This window comes from Desulfoferrobacter suflitae (assembly GCF_022603395.1).
GTDB lineage: Bacteria > Desulfobacterota > Syntrophobacteria > Syntrophobacterales > Syntrophobacteraceae > Desulfoferrobacter > Desulfoferrobacter suflitae.
Genome location: NZ_JAIBKA010000012.1, coordinates 128,771 through 143,841, shown reverse-complemented (window position 1 = coordinate 143,841; position 15,071 = coordinate 128,771). Strand labels below are relative to the sequence as shown.

Below are 15,071 nucleotides of genomic sequence, written 5' to 3'. Positions count from 1 at the left end.
TTTCAGGCCGCTTCGACTTCCCTTTCCTGCAGCAACTGGTATACTCCCGGCAGTCCGGCCGATTTCAGGAAGAAACTCTTTTCGTTGAGTGTTCCCCGCATACTACGGTCGTAGTTTCCTACCACCTTGGTTCCATCCAGAATGCGACAGTTCCGGAACAGGTACTGTTTTCCATCTACGGTGGCCACAGCGTAGCCTTTGTGGACTTTCACGGTTCCGCAGGGAACGTAATCGAAGGTAACGGCAATTTCGCGAATGCCATTGTTGACCGTAATCGATACCTTATCTTTATCGCCGAGCGGCATTTCCGCTTTCATGGCCGCTTTGGTGTACTCCGTCCACGCATCTTCCACCGAAACTGTTTTCTCGGTTGCCACTAACGATTTGGCCATTTGGACCAGCATCGAAGTGTCCCCCTCGGCCAAGGCGGTTAATCCTTTGTCCGAGAGATCCCCTTCGACAGCAAGAGCCACCTGCATTTTGGTAGCCATAAGACTTAAGGCCATCTCCTGCATCGTGTTTTTGTAGGCCAGGTAATACACCTCAACCGGCTTATCCTGGCCTATACGCCAGGATCGACGGCTCGCTTGGCGTAACGTGAACGGCGAGTATCCCGTCTGGAAAAAGAGAATTGTCGGGAACTCCAACAAGTCCAGACCGGTTTCAACCAACCTGGGGTTGCTGATAAGACCATCATATCCATCCTGAATCCTCGACTTTAACCACTCTTCCCGGTTTTCCGCAGAAGTTGTGGTCTGACGCAGGACCAGGAACTTGAGTCCTGCCTCCTCCATCCTTTCCATGAGGTCGGGGATGAGATCCCGAGTGCCTGTATGTTCCAGACACACCATGACCTTTCTCCCCAATGCTTTTTGCTCCTTCAGCACTTCCAGGAGCTTTTCCTCTTTTGGCAGGATCGGAATATCAAGTGCACTCCCGGCTGCGATTACCAAAGGCTCGCCGGTATTCGGGTAGACCTTGTAGGGGTGTCTCACAATCTCACCCCGCCTGGCCCCATCAGGGTACGCCAACAGGCTTTGGAGCATAGCTCCAAGCAGAGAGCGGCTGCCGGCCCGAAGAGCCATTTGCACCTCCTCGCGAAGAGTCCTCTCGAAATCGATGTACTCTTCGCGCTGTGCCTCCGTCATATCGACAGTGACTACGTGCTCTCTATACGGAGGAAGCTCTGTTGCTACATCCTCCAGCCTCATGAAGATTGATATTTCAAGAAGTATGTCGGTGAAGATTAAGGGGGAGATCCCCGGCCTCTCTTTCACCGTCACCCTTCTTCTGGTTCCGATGGAGGCCGCATTTGCGCTCTCCGCTTCCTTGACAATCTCCTCGATGACTCCGTATCGCTCCGAGAAGGCCTGCACGTGCGAATATCCCGTGCCGGTCAGTTTCGACATTCTTCTCGGGCAAAGCCGCCAAAGGAGGTAGAAAAGATTGGACGAGTAGCCGCCCATCAATGTCCCGGTCAGACAAAGCGTTTTCTTCGAAGCATTTACGAAGTTTGCAAAAGCCTGACCCTGGGCCGAGTTACCGGATTTATACTGGTGAACTTCATCGGCGATGAAAAAGTCGAAGAAGCCCCTCCCAAGGTATCTTTTGACCCACTCCGATTTGGCAAACCGCCGAAGATTGCTTTTGTGGTCTGCTTGCCACAACGGTTCGCCGCATTCTGCGCAACGGCATTTGCGGATATTTGCTTTTACCTCTTCCGCGGCCTCATTTCCGCAGCGCGGACAAATTGCAGTGAGGTATTCCCTCTCCATCGTTCCACGCACACGCTGGAAGTGGTTCTTAGCCCGTTCCTTGCCGATCACATAGAACTCGCGAGTACTCGGTTTGGTGCGGTGCAACCGGAAAAGATCAAGCAACCCCGGGCGGTTCAGGTTGACACATACCGCATGAGGCACCGTTTCTTTTATTTCCCGGATCCACTTCTTCACGAGATGGCCGGGACACATGACGATCGTTCGGGACTTCGGGCCGCAGACAAGAAACGAAGCGCAGATTGCCATCATCGTTTTGCCCGTTCCCATCTCGGCCGTCAGGATGAGTCCTCGCTCATTCAGCTTTAGAAACCCTTTTGCAAGGGCAATCACTGCATTTGCTTGAGCTCGAAAAGGAGCTCGCTTAAGGCTTTTCAACCTTTCACGTTTCTCCTGTTCCCAAATGCCCTCGTCGTCTGGATCGTACACCGGGCTGTTATGCTCGATGATGACCCGCTTCAACTCCGAGGCATATGTTTCAATAAATTCCTTGAAGTTCATCAGCCCTCCTGGATGGTTGGGGAGAGCATGCTTTTCCCCCCAGGGGGGATATCATGCCCTCCCCCGTTGGGTCGGTATTGGTCACTTGGCATCATGTAGCGCTGCTATTTCGTGGCAGGCCGTTTCATATTTTTGGCTTTCCATGGCTTCTGCCGCCTTGCAGAGATACTCGGCGGTCTTCCGACTTCCGCCGTCTGCCAGCAAAAACTGGCAGAAGTATTTCACCCCACCGGGAAACTCTTCTTCAAGCCGGCGAACGAGCCGGACCAATGTACACGGTCGGAGTGTGGTGGCCGAAAGTGACACTATATGCGCATTAGCCGCCAACACACCTGCTGCTGCTATATCCTTTGGCACACCCAGGCGTCGCGCTAGCTTTGCAGCTTCGACTGCGCCCAATCGGTCGTGCCCGATGAAATGCGGCCACTGACTTCGGGGGGTAAGTCCTTTTCCCAGGTCGTGGCACATGGCGGTCCACCTCAGGATGATTTCACGTGGGGTATTTTCGATGACCTTCATAGTGTGATCGAAGACATCCAACCCGCAATGGCTTCTCGGCTGAGGTATTCCTTTGAGGCGGGATACTTCAGGGAAGAGGTTGATCCCCAGCATCTCAAGGCCCTGAAAGAAAAGAGCCGGCGCATCGCTCATGAGCGCGCGGAACAGCGCCCCGGGGACATTTTCCTTTTTTACTTTCGTTACGGGAAAAGCAGCGTACGCCAGGTGTACCATCGTGGTATCCACGGGCACACCTGACTCTGCCGCGATTCTTGCAAACGTCAATGGACTCGGAACAGTATGGCCGAAACGGCGCATTCTCATCTTTTCTTTTCTCCTTCGTAAAGAGGGAGACAGAGAACGCGCCGCAGCCTCTCGGGGGCGAAGCTCTCCGCCCCCTCGGGTGGGTAGATGTTTTGGTTCCTGCTAATATTCCTTTCGATTCAGGGTGAGCCTTCCTGACCGGAGGTCATCGAGGAGGATCTCGTCGAGGTTATCCGGTATAAAGGCATATCGACAAACCTTGAATTCCTCTTGTTCTCCGAACTTCTGAAACTCCAAGTCTTCACAGACCGACCACAGCCAGTCCGACCATTGCGGGCTCAGTGGCACTGTGGACATCGCTCTGACAATCCGAAACAGGCGTTCTTTGGCCTGCTCAAGATCTCGGCCAAACACCAGTGCGCAAGGCCCTGAAAACTCATTTTTCCACGGAGTAAAATCGGTCAAACTGAAAAACACTTTATGGCCGACATTAGCTATATTTGCGTTCCATGGTTTGACAAATTTCCGTCCTCTGGCGATCCGTGTAACATATCGCCAGTCGGTGCAGTCCTCATAGACATTAACCTGCCACCCTTGCATGATTTGGGCGGTTATCGTCTTAAGCTCCATCTGTCCGCCGAATATGGACAGATAGAGGATCTCTCCGCTTGCATCCAGGATATATCCGTCCGAGTAACACGTGACGATACCGTGGACATAGCTGGAATGGATTGCCCTATGCTGCATGGCAGGTTTCCTCCTGTTCATCTTCTCCTTGCGCAATGGTTACGATCTTCGCCTGGTCCACGTAAAGCACCCGGAGGCCGGCCTTATATGACCGTGTGGTGCGGCTGATCGTTGTTCCATCATCTTCCTTTTCTTCTACGGTTTTGGAAGAGCTTCTGACGTATCCTTGCACCAGCATGCGGCCCCTGTGTTCATCGGTGTCGGTAATCAGGAGACCGTTACACTGTCCCGATACGACCACCATACCCAGATGGCCCTGACGCAAAGACGAGAGGGGTCTGAATTTTTGCATTGTGGGTGGTTCTAGAAAGGCCAATGCCTTTGTCAGTACACCCGATTTTGCGGTGTCCACAGTATCCGGATCAAGTCGATAAGACTCGAACCGAAATGGTTGCTGCTCCGCACGGACAAGGGCTACCTTATATTCTTTCGAGGCCAGCCGCTCTGTCGTCCCGACAACTGCGGGAACTTCGGCGGCAGGCATTCCGGCTATCTTCTCCAGATACCTGGCTTGCTCTTCATAGGCAGCCTTAGTGCAACTATCCTTCCGTCCAACTATGACGAGCTGTTTGAATACCTCGTACAGCTCGCCCGGAAAGGCAAAGATCTCCAGATCCTTGAATCTGGCAATTTGGTCGACGAGTGCCTCAGATTTGAGTGCACTCAATGGAAACGCCATGATCATGAGGCCCTTGCGAGCCAGGAACGATTTAAATCTTCTGAGGAAGCGAAATTCCAACCTTTGAGACTTCTCGTCCCCGCCATTTTCAAAATCATAAGGCGGGTTGAGATATATGAGGTCGAACTGGTTGTATGCCACAGGTACATCCCTTAGAGCGTCGCCCCAAAGTGCCGAATGCAGCCTTTTCGAAGCATCGAGTACCCTGTTCTGCTCCAGTTCTATCCCGTAGGTGTTAACGGGCAGACCGGTTGTAAGCTGCTCAAGCGCTTCTCCTGAACCACAACACGGGTCCAGTATTCGAGTACCTGCTTCAAACCTGAGCGATCTCCTGAGATGTGTGATTACTTCTGAGGGAGTGGGGTAGTACCCCAACTTTGATTGACTTGCCAACCGTGCCATTTTTCTCCTTTCATTGCGGAAAGACGGCACAGCTCGGACCCTTGCGGGAGGAGACGACCATCTTTCCCGCTGAGGGGTGGGTGTTTTTTGGGGTAGTTACCTGAGGGAAACCATTTTGCCTGTCGTATTTCGACGTTCGCGTTCTCGCTTCACCACAGCTTGCATGCATCTTACCGCGGCCGGGATCAAAGAATGCTGGCTCTCCGGCACCAGGGCATAAGCAGCTTCTAATTCGGCTTTTTCAGCCGTTCCTTCAACGACTAACGCCACATAGCGTGCCAAAGGCCCGTTTTCGGGTCTCTCTTGCTCTCGCCGATGGTGAAAAACCTCGGAGGCTAAAGATCTTCCGCCATCTACAGCAATTCGCTCGATGCGGATCTTCACTGCATAGCCATGCCGATCCTTTCGCTTCCAGCTCTGAAAACGGCCCCAAACGGAGACCAGCATTCCCGCTTCGAGCGCGCGGCACCTGGCAACCACCGCCTGGTTGAATGCGACCGCATCATAGTCCAGCCATTCCCCTCCCTGCGAATCCTGCTTCACCTTGAGAGTCAGATTCACCAGGTCTCCATCGCGGGTGCGCCGAAAGACCGGTGGATTCTTGACAACGGCCCGCATGCTGACGGTCGCATGCGTTCTAGTTCGTACCATAAACCACCTCCGTCACTTCTTGACCGAGGGAGGGAGATTACCCCTTTAGAGCAGGGTGATATGTTCCTCCCCCACTCGTTAGGGTTTGCGGGTGCAAACTTATCCGCAGCACCTGATGCAGTACCCGCATCGAGGACACCGCATGTTGCTGCTGTTTACTTCCTGGTAGCACCGCGGGCATTCAACGGTGTTACCGCCCTTGGCTGTACTTTTTCCTTTCTCTTTCTGCATGCTTTCTTCTCCTTTTTGGGCGAAAAAGCATGCAACTCTCCCATGGCGGGGGGGAGACATGCTTTTTTCCCGACACATGGGGGTCAATCCTGCTTTTTCACTGCCGCCTGGTATGCCCTCAAGCGGACATCCCGCTGCGTAAGGCGAGGACGGACAGCGAACGCAAATCCTCAAATATGTTTTCAAAGAACGTGGATTCGATTTTATGGGAAAGAAACGAAAGCGTTCAACTACGTGGGATGCAAAACGAAGCCCCGAAATGGACTCTTTTCCTAAATTCGAGGCAATCCAACTATCGACGGAAGATTTATGACCCGAATGACACAGCCCTGTCAGCTCTGTCGCTGGTGGCCTTGTCCGGTCAGCGCCGGTCTGGCTTATCCGCATGTCCCCCGGCCTTAGCCGTGGAGCCTCTGACATGATTTCCTGTAATAGTTCAAGCGCATCTCACTTTTATTCTCGTCTCGATTCGCCAGATGCGCTTTGCACTCATGATCGATCTGCTTTCTTTCATCCTCTGAAAGCTCGGCCCACCATTGCATAAACCTTAGCTGCAGCGATTCTTCATGTAGCCGCTTTACGTTTTCATCGGCGGCCTTGGCCATTTCGGCGGCGATCTCCCGTTGGAACTTGAAGCCGGCCGGTTTGCTGTATGGACCTCTTTTTAGAGAGGCAATAACGTAGGCGCAGGCTCCGGTGTGGAATTTGTCGGGATGTTTTTCTACATCCCAATCGGCCATCTCGAGTGAATCGTTAAGAAGCTCCAAGTCTATTTTCTTCATCCGCCAGGCGGATTCAACCTGATCGAGGTGATGGAAGCGAAATCCAAAACTCCAAAGATTTGGGTACATGTCGTGCAACTGGTTGTCGTCTAGATGATGATTTCTATTACTACATAAAAAATCATCATCTATAGAGTGGTTTGGGGTGGGTGAGTGGGTGGGTGACCGAGTGGATGAGTGAGCGACTGTATGACCGACTGAGCGACTGACTGCCTGTTTGAGTGGGTGTTCGACCGTTTTATAATTGGAAATGATGGTATCTGGTACGGAAAACTTCAATCCTTGAAATCGCCCAAACCGATCTGGTTTCTTTTGAAGAATTCCTTGCCGAGACATGGAAGTAACTGAACCGCGAACAGTTTCCTTTGCTATTCCAGTTAGTTGAGATAGTTCCTTATAGGATAGGCGGCGAGTCGGGTGCTCGATTATGGTCGCCAGTATTCTAAACTGGGCTTCGGTTAATGCAGCAAGCGGATTAGTGATCTCGATGTCGACAAAGGTCCTCGGGCGAACCGGGGGCTGTGTGACCGGGTGACTGACTGAGTGATCGGGTGTGCGAGTGGGTGTGCGACTGACCGGGTGAGTGTTTGACTGAGTGAGCGGGTGGGTGTTTGGGTGAGTGAGCGACTGACTGGCTGAGCGATCGGGTGTTTGACCGGATGTCTGAGCGGGTGAGCGAGTGGGTGTCCGTCCGGGCGCTTGACTATCTTGTTTCAACCCAGCTTGAGTGATTGGAATTACTACTGCTGGTTCTTCCGATGATTCAGAGAGACGTTTAATGCTTTCAGCCGCCTCATCCAATGACGGGTAAAGTCTTTTCTCCTCATCCAGCTCTCGAATCAGGTCTCCGAACTTCTTACGTCGGGGCCGTTTCATCTCGTCCACCGGTTACTCCTTATCAGCAGGCTCCAGCGTATTTGCTCCATTGGTGATAGTGACAAGTTCTTTAGCAAGCTGTCGATACGCCGAGGCGGCTCGACTTGTGGGTTCGTATTCAAAGACTGTCTGTTTCATGAACTCAGCTTTCTGAATAGCCGTGTTGCTTGGAACATTGGTGTCGAATAACTGGTCGGCAGGTAAACGTTCTTGCAGGTATTTAACAATCTGCCGGCTGACTGAAAGTCGCATGTGCACTCTATTAACCAGCAGGCGAAGAAATTTTAAGTCGCTATTTCCGGCAGTGCGAATGTCATTGATCATTTCCAGCACACGGCGCAGACCATCGAGGCTGTTTCCCGATCCGGCGTCGACCGGAACCAAGGCGAAATCACTTGCGTACAGGGAAAGAGTCAGCCACAGCCCTATGCTTGGCGGGTTATCGATCAATGTGTAGTCATAACTTTTAAGACAAAACCTGCGGATTTTATCACGGAGAATGGTAAAGGACTGTGGAGATGCTTTTGCGAGGGGAATATCGAGAGCCGATGATTCTTCGATGTTGCTGATGCAATCGACGTTCGACTGTCTGGATGGGTAGACGAATTCTGAAACATTACCGGCATGACCTGAGTCCGGGTCCAGCAATTCATAGATTGTGTTTGTTGGCGGCACTCCTTCCATCCGCAGTATCTCCGAGGCATTACATTGATGGTCCATGTCCACAACCAAGACCCGTTTTTTCAATCTGGACAGAGCAACAGCCAGGTTGCAGGTAACGCTGGTTTTCCCGACCCCGCCCTTATTATTACTGATACTGATTATGATTCCTCCCTTTTGCATTTGCATTTCCTTTGTGTTTGGTTGACACATCTATAACACCTAATTTTTCGCATTTGCTGTAACATGTTGCTATATCAACGTTTTGTTCTTACAAAATGTTTTCTCGGCCGGTACGCCAAGAATCACGTGGGCGACACATCAAGAGGACTCGATTGATGAATCACTCTTGTCATATCGTTTTTATGTGCAACGAAAGAATTCGTACAACCAAACGGGACAAAAAAACCTGCTCCCAAATGCAGTTTTTTCCAAATTTCGAGGCAACTTCTGGCGCTTCATCTCAAGCAGAACAGGCAATCAACCGGTTTAGTTCATGAACACCGGACAGCACAGCCTCGCCGTCAATTTAAGGCATCTTACTACAGACGACATTGGCTGTTTGCGGCTCACCCACGAGGTGGCCGGCAGCTTTTCCCGCCTCCTTGTGCACTGTTGAGGGCGGGCCGGCCTCATCATCACGAGTAACAGGGGTTTCATGAACTAGAGCGCTACAAGAAGATTTTCCGTTATTGTCCATCGATTAGCGATAAAGACGGGGTGGCAGGCTTGAGGATAGGATCGGGCTTGATCTTTGACTCTGAATTAAGCGTGTCATAGTCTCTTGGAAGGGGTGAACGGCTTGCCATGTTCGAATTTCTTCAATTGCCGGATTTATAAATTACTGCTCATCGATATGGCTTGGTGGTTCAGATTATTAAAGGCGATCTTTGCTGTCTGATTCCGCATTCTCCATTTACTTAAGCTGTTTAAAGATAAATCTGCAGAAATGTGTGATGAACGAGAAAAAAACCTTGCCCGTATTGTTAAGTTTATATATAGTTATTTCACTATGTATGAAGGAGGCACACCGGTGAAGCAGTTCGTTAAGATCATGAAAGCGCTATCCGATCCAAACCGGGTCAAAATTGTTAAGTTGCTGCAACGCAGATCCCTTTGCGTCTGCGAAATCCAGTCGCTCCTCGGAGTCTCTCAGCCGACCGTATCGAATCACCTCAAGGTGCTGGAGGAGGCAGGGTTGCTCGCTTATCAGAAAGACGGTCTTTGGGTCAACTATTTTGTTACCAACGGTGAAAGCAGCCCTTATGCGGCGGCACTTCTCGGTAACCTCAGGCACTGGCTGGACGATGATCCCGAAGTCACGCGACTTTATGGACATCTGCCCGGGATATCTAGGGACAGAATTTGCAAAAAATGATGGTGAACAATTAAATAGTTGGACATCGATATCAAAAAATTGAATGTGGAGCGTTGTATGACTGAGAAGCAAGTTGCCCGTATAAAAGTAGGCCAATTCGGGGTGGGCATTATTGGAATTAAAGAGCTCATGGAGGAAATGGCTGAGGACTACGCCAACAAGGACAATAAGGAAATTCAAGAACATATGCTGGAGCAGCTGGGTAAAAGCAACTATATCCCATCCGGGGCGAGAGAGGAATATGGCATTGCTTTCTTGCGTGAGTTTCGCAAGTTCATGGGACAACCTTACGAAGAGGAATCCACCGGGGAGATGGAAATCAAGATCCTCGGCCCGGGATGCCCTCAGTGCGATCAGCTGGAAAAAATCATTATGGAGCTGCTTGCGGAACTGAACCTGCCGGCCGGCCTCGAGCATGTTCGGGACATGAAAGAGATCGCGAGATACCGCATCATGTCCACGCCGGCGCTGCTGATCAATGGCAAGGTGATGGCCAAGGGAAATGTGCCGAGCAAAGACAAGATCAGAAAATGGGTGACTGAGGCCGCTGCCCAAACAGCCACCAAGTAGGAGTCATAAGTGATGAATTCGAGTAATGATAAAACCTGCTGCTATGCTGTCGAGGGGGCGGGCCTGCCAACCAATGGCGGGCAAGACCGGCGTATATCAGTCAAAAAAGGACTGCTGGCGTTGCTGATGCTCGCTGCCTGGTGGCTCATCTATCGAAATCTTTCCAACTTTTCCAAATTTGTCACCTACAGTTTGCTTGACTTGTCAGCATCAAGCCATCTGGGCAGCGCGGTCGAGTTTTTCCTGTATGACACTCCCAAAGTGCTGATGCTGCTCGCATTGGTCGTCTTCGGGGTGGGTGTGGTTCGATCGTTTTTCACACCCGAGCGTACCCGCTCAATTCTGGCCGGCAAGCGCGAATCGCTCGGCAATGTGCTCGCTGCATTGCTTGGTATTGTCACTCCATTTTGCACCTGCTCGGCGGTGCCTCTTTTTATTGGATTTGTAACCGCCGGCGTGCCGCTCGGGGTCACTTTTTCGTTTCTGGTGGCGGCGCCCATGGTCAACGAAATCGCCCTGGTCCTGCTCTATGGACTGTTTGGCTGGAAAGTTGCCGGCATTTATCTCGGCATGGGATTGCTCATCGCTATGATCTCCGGCTGGACTATCGGCCGTCTGCACATGGAACGACATCTTGAGGATTGGGTCTATGAGATGCAGGAGGAAGGCGATGAGGAGCCTGAAGAACAATCTTTAAGCTGGAAGGAGCGAATTGATTACGGCTTCGAGGCAGTGCGCACCATTGTCGGCAAAGTTTGGACTTATGTGGTGCTTGGTATTGCTTTGGGCGCAGCCATTCACGGGTATGTTCCCGAAGGCTTTATGGTTTCGATCATGGGCAAGGGAGCTTGGTGGTCGGTGCCCCTTGCAGTAATCATTGGAGTTCCCATGTATTCGAACGCCGCCGGAATTATTCCAGTGGTGCATGCGCTGATCGGCAAGGGCGCCGCCCTGGGAACGGTTTTGGCTTTCATGATGTCGGTCATTGCGCTGTCTTTGCCGGAGATGGTCATCCTGCGAAACGTGCTGAAAGTTCGTCTGATCGCAACCTTCATCGCTGTAGTTGCCTGCGGCATCCTAATAGTCGGTTATTTATTCAATATTTTAGTATAGATTTGCCTCTTCAGGAGGAAGAGATGAAAGAATTCGTCAAAGTAACGAAAGCCCTTTCAGAGCCCAATCGAGTGAAAATACTTAAGCTGTTGCAGCGGAGATCCATGTACGTCTTCGAAATACAAGAAATTTTGAGCATAGCGCAAGCGACCGTTTCGAGCCATTTGAAACTGTTAACGGATGCCGGTTTGGTCGTGTATCAAAAAGATGGCTTGTGGGTGAGCTATCGTCTCGCCGACGGCAGCAGTTCACCTTATGCAGCAAGCATCTTAGGGCATCTCAAGCATTGGCTGGAAAATTCGCCGGATGTGCTCGAGTTGGCAGCCAGGCTGCCCGCAGTGCAGCAAAAGAGAGCTGTTCAGAAGTCAGCTTAACCCGACGCGCGAAAAGGCTTTTTCTATTACTGAGTAAGAGAGACATTCCTTTCATGCGATAAAGCGGTTCGTAGAAATCGGACCTGCAGTTACAAAAGGAGATTTGATCATGAGTGATACTCGCGTTGCCGATAAGGACATGACAAGAGACCATGTGGGGGAGGTTCAGGAGGAGACGGAGCCGAGCCGCATCGATTGGAAAACAATCTGGATGCCCATGACGCTGATTGTGGGAGCGTTTCTGCTGCTGTTCTATCTTCCCATGGACAGCGAGCGGTTCACCAACGCCATCATGGAATCATTGTCGCTTGCTAAATGGTACGCGCAGGAGCATGTGCTGTTATGCTTGGTGCCGGCCTTTTTCATCGCCGGAGCCATTTCTTGTTTCGTATCGCAGGCCGCCGTGATGCGCTATTTGGGACCCAACGCCAAGAAGGTCATCGCCTACGGGGTCTCCTCCGTTTCGGGCACCATTCTGGCAGTCTGTTCTTGCACCGTGCTGCCGCTTTTCGCCGGCATCTGGAAGCGCGGCGCCGGACTGGGACCGGCCATTGCTTTTCTCTACTCGGGGCCGGCCATAAATATCCTCGCCATTGTGCTCACCGCCCGAATCCTCGGCCTTGAGCTCGGCATCGCCCGCGCCGTTGGGGCCATTTTTTTCGCTTTAGTGATCGGGTTTCTCATGTACCTCATATTCATCAAGGAAGAGAAACAGAAAGCCGAGGCCGCCTTGCACCTTCCGACCGCCGAGGTCGAGCGGCCCCTGTGGCAGAATGTGATATATTTTGCCACCATGGTCGGTCTGCTCATTTCCGCCACCTGGGGGAAGCCTTCCGATCCGGTCGGCTTTTGGAATGTAATATACGAGGTCAAGTGGTGGCTGACCGGAGCTTTTGCGGTGGTCTTCGGCATAGAGCTCAACATCTGGTTTCGGGTGAAGGCGGTCAAGGTGGTGATTGCCGGCATCGTTGTGGCGGCACTGGCGTTCGCCTTTCCGCATGAACCTCTGATCGCCTTTTCGGCGGGCATCATTGCACTCACGGTGCTCATCACCACCACCCGCGGGGAAACCGAGGAGTGGTTTCTTTCCACCTGGGGCTTCACCAAGCAGATCACGCCGCTCCTGTTCGGCGGTGTGCTGGCGGCCGGACTGCTTTTAGGCCAGCCCGGCGCGGAAGGGCTCATTCCCTCCCAGTGGGTGAGCGGACTGGTGGGAGGAAATTCTCTCGGAGCGAATTTTTTTGCCGCCATTGTAGGGGCGTTCATGTACTTTGCCACCTTAACCGAGGTGCCCATTTTGCAGGGATTGATCGGCTCCGGGATGGGCAAGGGACCGGCCTTGGCTCTGCTTTTGGCCGGCCCGGCGCTCTCTTTGCCCAACATGTTGGTGATCCGCAGTGTCATGGGAACCAAAAAGACCGTGGTATTTGTGACTCTAGTGGTGGTGATGTCCACCATCTGCGGTATGATCTTCGGGCATTATTTCAGTTAGGGAACCGGCTCAAAACACTTGAGCTCCAGTGGAGGTAACCGAAATGTTTAAAAAAATTCTTTACCCGACTGATCTTTCTGAAGTGTCCTCGAAGGCTCTGAGTTGTTTGGTTGAGATGAAAGGCAGCGGCATAAAACAGGTGATACTTTTGCACGTCATTAGCCAAAGCGAGGCTGAAAGCACTTCGGAATATCATCACCACCTGTTCCCTGGGATTCATTTGGAGACGCCCGCCAAAGGGGTCGCCGAGTTTCTCAAAGAAGTACAAAAGGCGCAGGAAGGGGAAGCTCGCGAAGGTCTGGCACCCTTCGAATCAGCATTACAAGATGCAGGTTTCGAAGTGAAGATTAGAATCGAACGGGGCGTCGCGAAATTGAAAATTCTGCAAATCGAGCAAGATGAGCATGTGGATGCCGTCATTTTAGGCTCCCATGGCCGCAGCAACCTCAAGGAAATGCTTCTTGGTTCAGTCTCTGAGCACGTTATCCGGCATAGTAAGAAACCTGTCATTGTGGTCAAAAGATAAATAAGAAAGGAGATTCAAATGGAAATCAAAGTATTGGGTCCTGGCTGCCCGAAGTGCCAACAAACGGAAAAAGTGGTTAAAGAAGCTGTTAGCGAAGCCGGTATACAGGCCAACATCGAAAAGATCACCAACATACTGGATATCGGCAGCTACGGCGTATTCGGAACACCCGCCGTAGTTGTTGATGGTGAAGTCAAGTCGGTAGGTAAAGTCCCCACCAAGGATGAGGTCAAAGGCTGGATTAGCTAGATGCTGGAGGCGAGAGGCAGGAAACGGGAAGGCTGATGCCTGCTTCCAGCCTCTTGCTTTTAGCCTTCGGGCTATAGTGTCAGGTTCCGGGCTATAGACAGTCTCAGAATCTATGGTTTTGCACTTCTCACGTAATTAGCTGATTTCATTTGAACCACGAAGGCCACCAAGATCACAAAGAGGAATTTATTTACCTCTTTGTCTTTTCTTCGTATTTCTCAGTGCTCTTTGTGGTGATCAACAATAAATGCAAAATTGGAGTTTCAGAAGGTAAAGGAGGACAAAAGTGACTGAGAGTTGTTGTGCAACGAGTGGAAACATCATGATCTTGGCCTGCTCGGGCGGCTCAAATGTGGGGCAGTTGTCCAATCAGGCCGCCGTCGAGCTAACTCAGGAAGGCTTCGGCAAAATATTTTGTTTGGCCGGCATTGGCGGCAAACTGCAGGGCTTTATCCAATCGGCAAAGGATGTTCCGCAGATGGTGGTCATTGACGGCTGTGAGCTTGGCTGCGCCAAAGCTACTCTGGAGCAGGCCGGAGTGCCGCTCAAAACGTATGTGGTGTTGACCGATCTCGGCATCAAGAAAAACAAGGACTTTAATCTGAAGCGCGAGGAGATTGAACAGGTCAAGGAGGCCATTAAACAGTCCTGCATGGGAGATCAACAAAAGGCCGCTGTTTGAGTGGCTGCCCTATGCCCCAATGCACCAACCAAGGAGGTGCACTATGTTACTCAGCGGTTATCGAAAAGAAATCATTCGGCCCGAATGCCGGCGAGAGGCGGAATCACTCCACTGCATCGCTCATCTCAATGAAGATATTGGTGAGGCCTTGCCTTACCTGAACTCAGTCTTGGGGGGATTTCAGTACACCAAGGATCCGCCGTCGGTTTCCTTCAAGGCCCAAGGCAAGTTGATTGCGGTTCATCCGCGAAAGATCGCCGTTAATGCGCTTCGAGACGAGACGGAGGCGGACAAAATCCTGGCATGGCTCAAGGACGAAGTGAATTCTGCATGGGAGAATCGTGCAACCATCGAGCCCCGTTTCGAAGGCGCTCCAAAGCCAAGGGTCATCGATATCCTGAAATTGCTGCCAAAAACCAATTGCCGTGAGTGCGGTCAGCCGACCTGCATGGTGTTTGCCACCCAGGTGGCTGAAGGTGGTAAAGGCCCGGAGGATTGTCCGCCCTTAACCGGAGAAAACAGGGCCAAGCTCGAAGCCTATCTGCAGCAGTTCCAATTTGAGTAAAAAGGGTGATGAGTGAACAGAAAGATAGCACCTGTCATGCTTTGTTCCGTCTTAAA

16 protein-coding genes are annotated in these 15,071 nt (G+C 51.6%); 9 read left to right on the top strand and 7 right to left on the bottom strand.

Annotation, left to right across the window (positions count from 1 at the left end):
* Positions 1-2 precede the first annotated feature (2 nt).
* The 7 genes from K1V27_RS18975 to K1V27_RS18945 all read right to left on the bottom strand — a co-directional run bounded on the left by K1V27_RS18975 (position 3) and on the right by K1V27_RS18945 (position 8,249).
* Positions 3-2,276, bottom strand: coding sequence for an SNF2-related protein (locus K1V27_RS18975; RefSeq protein WP_258931627.1), 2,274 nt, complete (start codon positions 2,274-2,276; stop codon positions 3-5).
* Positions 2,277-2,357: 81 nt separating this feature from the next.
* Complete coding sequence (locus K1V27_RS18970) at positions 2,358-3,098, bottom strand: HD domain-containing protein (RefSeq protein WP_258931626.1); 741 nt, start codon at positions 3,096-3,098, stop codon at positions 2,358-2,360.
* Positions 3,099-3,200: 102 nt separating this feature from the next.
* Positions 3,201-3,785 carry a hypothetical protein gene (locus K1V27_RS18965; RefSeq protein ID WP_258931625.1) on the bottom strand — a complete coding sequence of 195 codons (585 nt, stop codon included), beginning with the start codon at positions 3,783-3,785 and terminating at the stop codon, positions 3,201-3,203.
* Positions 3,775-4,866 carry a class I SAM-dependent methyltransferase gene (locus K1V27_RS18960; RefSeq protein ID WP_258931624.1) on the bottom strand — a complete coding sequence of 364 codons (1,092 nt, stop codon included), beginning with the start codon at positions 4,864-4,866 and terminating at the stop codon, positions 3,775-3,777. The genes K1V27_RS18965 and K1V27_RS18960 overlap by 11 nt, the downstream gene beginning before the upstream one ends.
* A gap of 96 nt (positions 4,867-4,962) precedes the next feature.
* A complete protein-coding gene (locus K1V27_RS18955; protein ID WP_258931623.1) occupies positions 4,963-5,517 on the bottom strand; it encodes a single-stranded DNA-binding protein in 555 nt (184 codons plus the stop codon).
* A 629-nt stretch (positions 5,518-6,146) separates the two neighbouring features.
* The gene (locus tag K1V27_RS18950; protein WP_258931622.1) at positions 6,147-7,415 is read right to left on the bottom strand and encodes a MarR family transcriptional regulator; all 1,269 of its coding nucleotides are present in this window, start codon (positions 7,413-7,415) and stop codon (positions 6,147-6,149) included.
* 3 nt (positions 7,416-7,418) lie between these two features.
* A complete protein-coding gene (locus tag K1V27_RS18945; RefSeq protein WP_258931621.1) occupies positions 7,419-8,249 on the bottom strand; it encodes a ParA family protein in 831 nt (276 codons plus the stop codon).
* 850 nt (positions 8,250-9,099) lie between these two features.
* Between K1V27_RS18945 and K1V27_RS18940 the strand changes: the two genes are divergently transcribed.
* From K1V27_RS18940 to K1V27_RS18900, 9 genes are all read left to right on the top strand, one after another.
* Entirely contained in the window at positions 9,100-9,444 is a 345-nt protein-coding gene (locus K1V27_RS18940; RefSeq protein WP_258931620.1) for an ArsR/SmtB family transcription factor, read from the top strand.
* 57 nt (positions 9,445-9,501) lie between these two features.
* Positions 9,502-10,014: a thioredoxin family protein gene (locus K1V27_RS18935; RefSeq protein WP_258931619.1), complete on the top strand. Its 513-nt coding sequence runs from the start codon at positions 9,502-9,504 to the stop codon at positions 10,012-10,014.
* Between the two features lie 12 nt (positions 10,015-10,026).
* The gene (locus K1V27_RS18930) at positions 10,027-11,127 is read left to right on the top strand and encodes a permease (protein WP_258931618.1); all 1,101 of its coding nucleotides are present in this window, start codon (positions 10,027-10,029) and stop codon (positions 11,125-11,127) included.
* A gap of 23 nt (positions 11,128-11,150) precedes the next feature.
* On the top strand, positions 11,151-11,501 hold the full coding sequence (locus K1V27_RS18925; protein WP_258931617.1) for an ArsR/SmtB family transcription factor: 351 nt from the start codon (positions 11,151-11,153) through the stop codon (positions 11,499-11,501).
* Between the two features lie 139 nt (positions 11,502-11,640).
* The gene (locus K1V27_RS18920; RefSeq protein ID WP_435051682.1) at positions 11,641-12,993 is read left to right on the top strand and encodes a permease; all 1,353 of its coding nucleotides are present in this window, start codon (positions 11,641-11,643) and stop codon (positions 12,991-12,993) included.
* A 43-nt stretch (positions 12,994-13,036) separates the two neighbouring features.
* The gene (locus K1V27_RS18915; protein ID WP_258931615.1) at positions 13,037-13,519 is read left to right on the top strand and encodes a universal stress protein; all 483 of its coding nucleotides are present in this window, start codon (positions 13,037-13,039) and stop codon (positions 13,517-13,519) included.
* 18 nt (positions 13,520-13,537) lie between these two features.
* Positions 13,538-13,768, top strand: coding sequence for a thioredoxin family protein (locus K1V27_RS18910; protein WP_258931614.1), 231 nt, complete (start codon positions 13,538-13,540; stop codon positions 13,766-13,768).
* 286 nt (positions 13,769-14,054) lie between these two features.
* The gene (locus K1V27_RS18905) at positions 14,055-14,450 is read left to right on the top strand and encodes a putative zinc-binding protein (RefSeq protein WP_258931613.1); all 396 of its coding nucleotides are present in this window, start codon (positions 14,055-14,057) and stop codon (positions 14,448-14,450) included.
* Between the two features lie 43 nt (positions 14,451-14,493).
* Complete coding sequence (locus K1V27_RS18900) at positions 14,494-15,015, top strand: (Fe-S)-binding protein (protein WP_258931612.1); 522 nt, start codon at positions 14,494-14,496, stop codon at positions 15,013-15,015.
* The last annotated feature ends 56 nt before the right edge of the window (positions 15,016-15,071 follow it).

Excerpts from the sequence above, each read along its gene's own strand:
- K1V27_RS18975 (WP_258931627.1), bottom strand. The coding sequence starts at position 2,276 with ATGAACTTCAAGGAATTTATTGAAACATATGCCTCGGAGTTGAAGCGG.
- K1V27_RS18970 (WP_258931626.1), bottom strand. The coding sequence starts at position 3,098 with ATGAGAATGCGCCGTTTCGGCCATACTGTTCCGAGTCCATTGACGTTT.
- K1V27_RS18965 (WP_258931625.1), bottom strand. The coding sequence starts at position 3,785 with ATGCAGCATAGGGCAATCCATTCCAGCTATGTCCACGGTATCGTCACG.
- K1V27_RS18960 (WP_258931624.1), bottom strand. The coding sequence starts at position 4,866 with ATGGCACGGTTGGCAAGTCAATCAAAGTTGGGGTACTACCCCACTCCC.
- K1V27_RS18955 (WP_258931623.1), bottom strand. The coding sequence starts at position 5,517 with ATGGTACGAACTAGAACGCATGCGACCGTCAGCATGCGGGCCGTTGTC.
- K1V27_RS18945 (WP_258931621.1), bottom strand. The coding sequence starts at position 8,249 with ATGCAAAAGGGAGGAATCATAATCAGTATCAGTAATAATAAGGGCGGG.
- K1V27_RS18935 (WP_258931619.1), top strand. The coding sequence starts at position 9,502 with ATGACTGAGAAGCAAGTTGCCCGTATAAAAGTAGGCCAATTCGGGGTG.
- K1V27_RS18930 (WP_258931618.1), top strand. The coding sequence starts at position 10,027 with ATGAATTCGAGTAATGATAAAACCTGCTGCTATGCTGTCGAGGGGGCG.
- K1V27_RS18925 (WP_258931617.1), top strand. The coding sequence starts at position 11,151 with ATGAAAGAATTCGTCAAAGTAACGAAAGCCCTTTCAGAGCCCAATCGA.
- K1V27_RS18920 (WP_435051682.1), top strand. The coding sequence starts at position 11,641 with ATGACAAGAGACCATGTGGGGGAGGTTCAGGAGGAGACGGAGCCGAGC.
- K1V27_RS18915 (WP_258931615.1), top strand. The coding sequence starts at position 13,037 with ATGTTTAAAAAAATTCTTTACCCGACTGATCTTTCTGAAGTGTCCTCG.
- K1V27_RS18910 (WP_258931614.1), top strand. The coding sequence starts at position 13,538 with ATGGAAATCAAAGTATTGGGTCCTGGCTGCCCGAAGTGCCAACAAACG.
- K1V27_RS18900 (WP_258931612.1), top strand. The coding sequence starts at position 14,494 with ATGTTACTCAGCGGTTATCGAAAAGAAATCATTCGGCCCGAATGCCGG.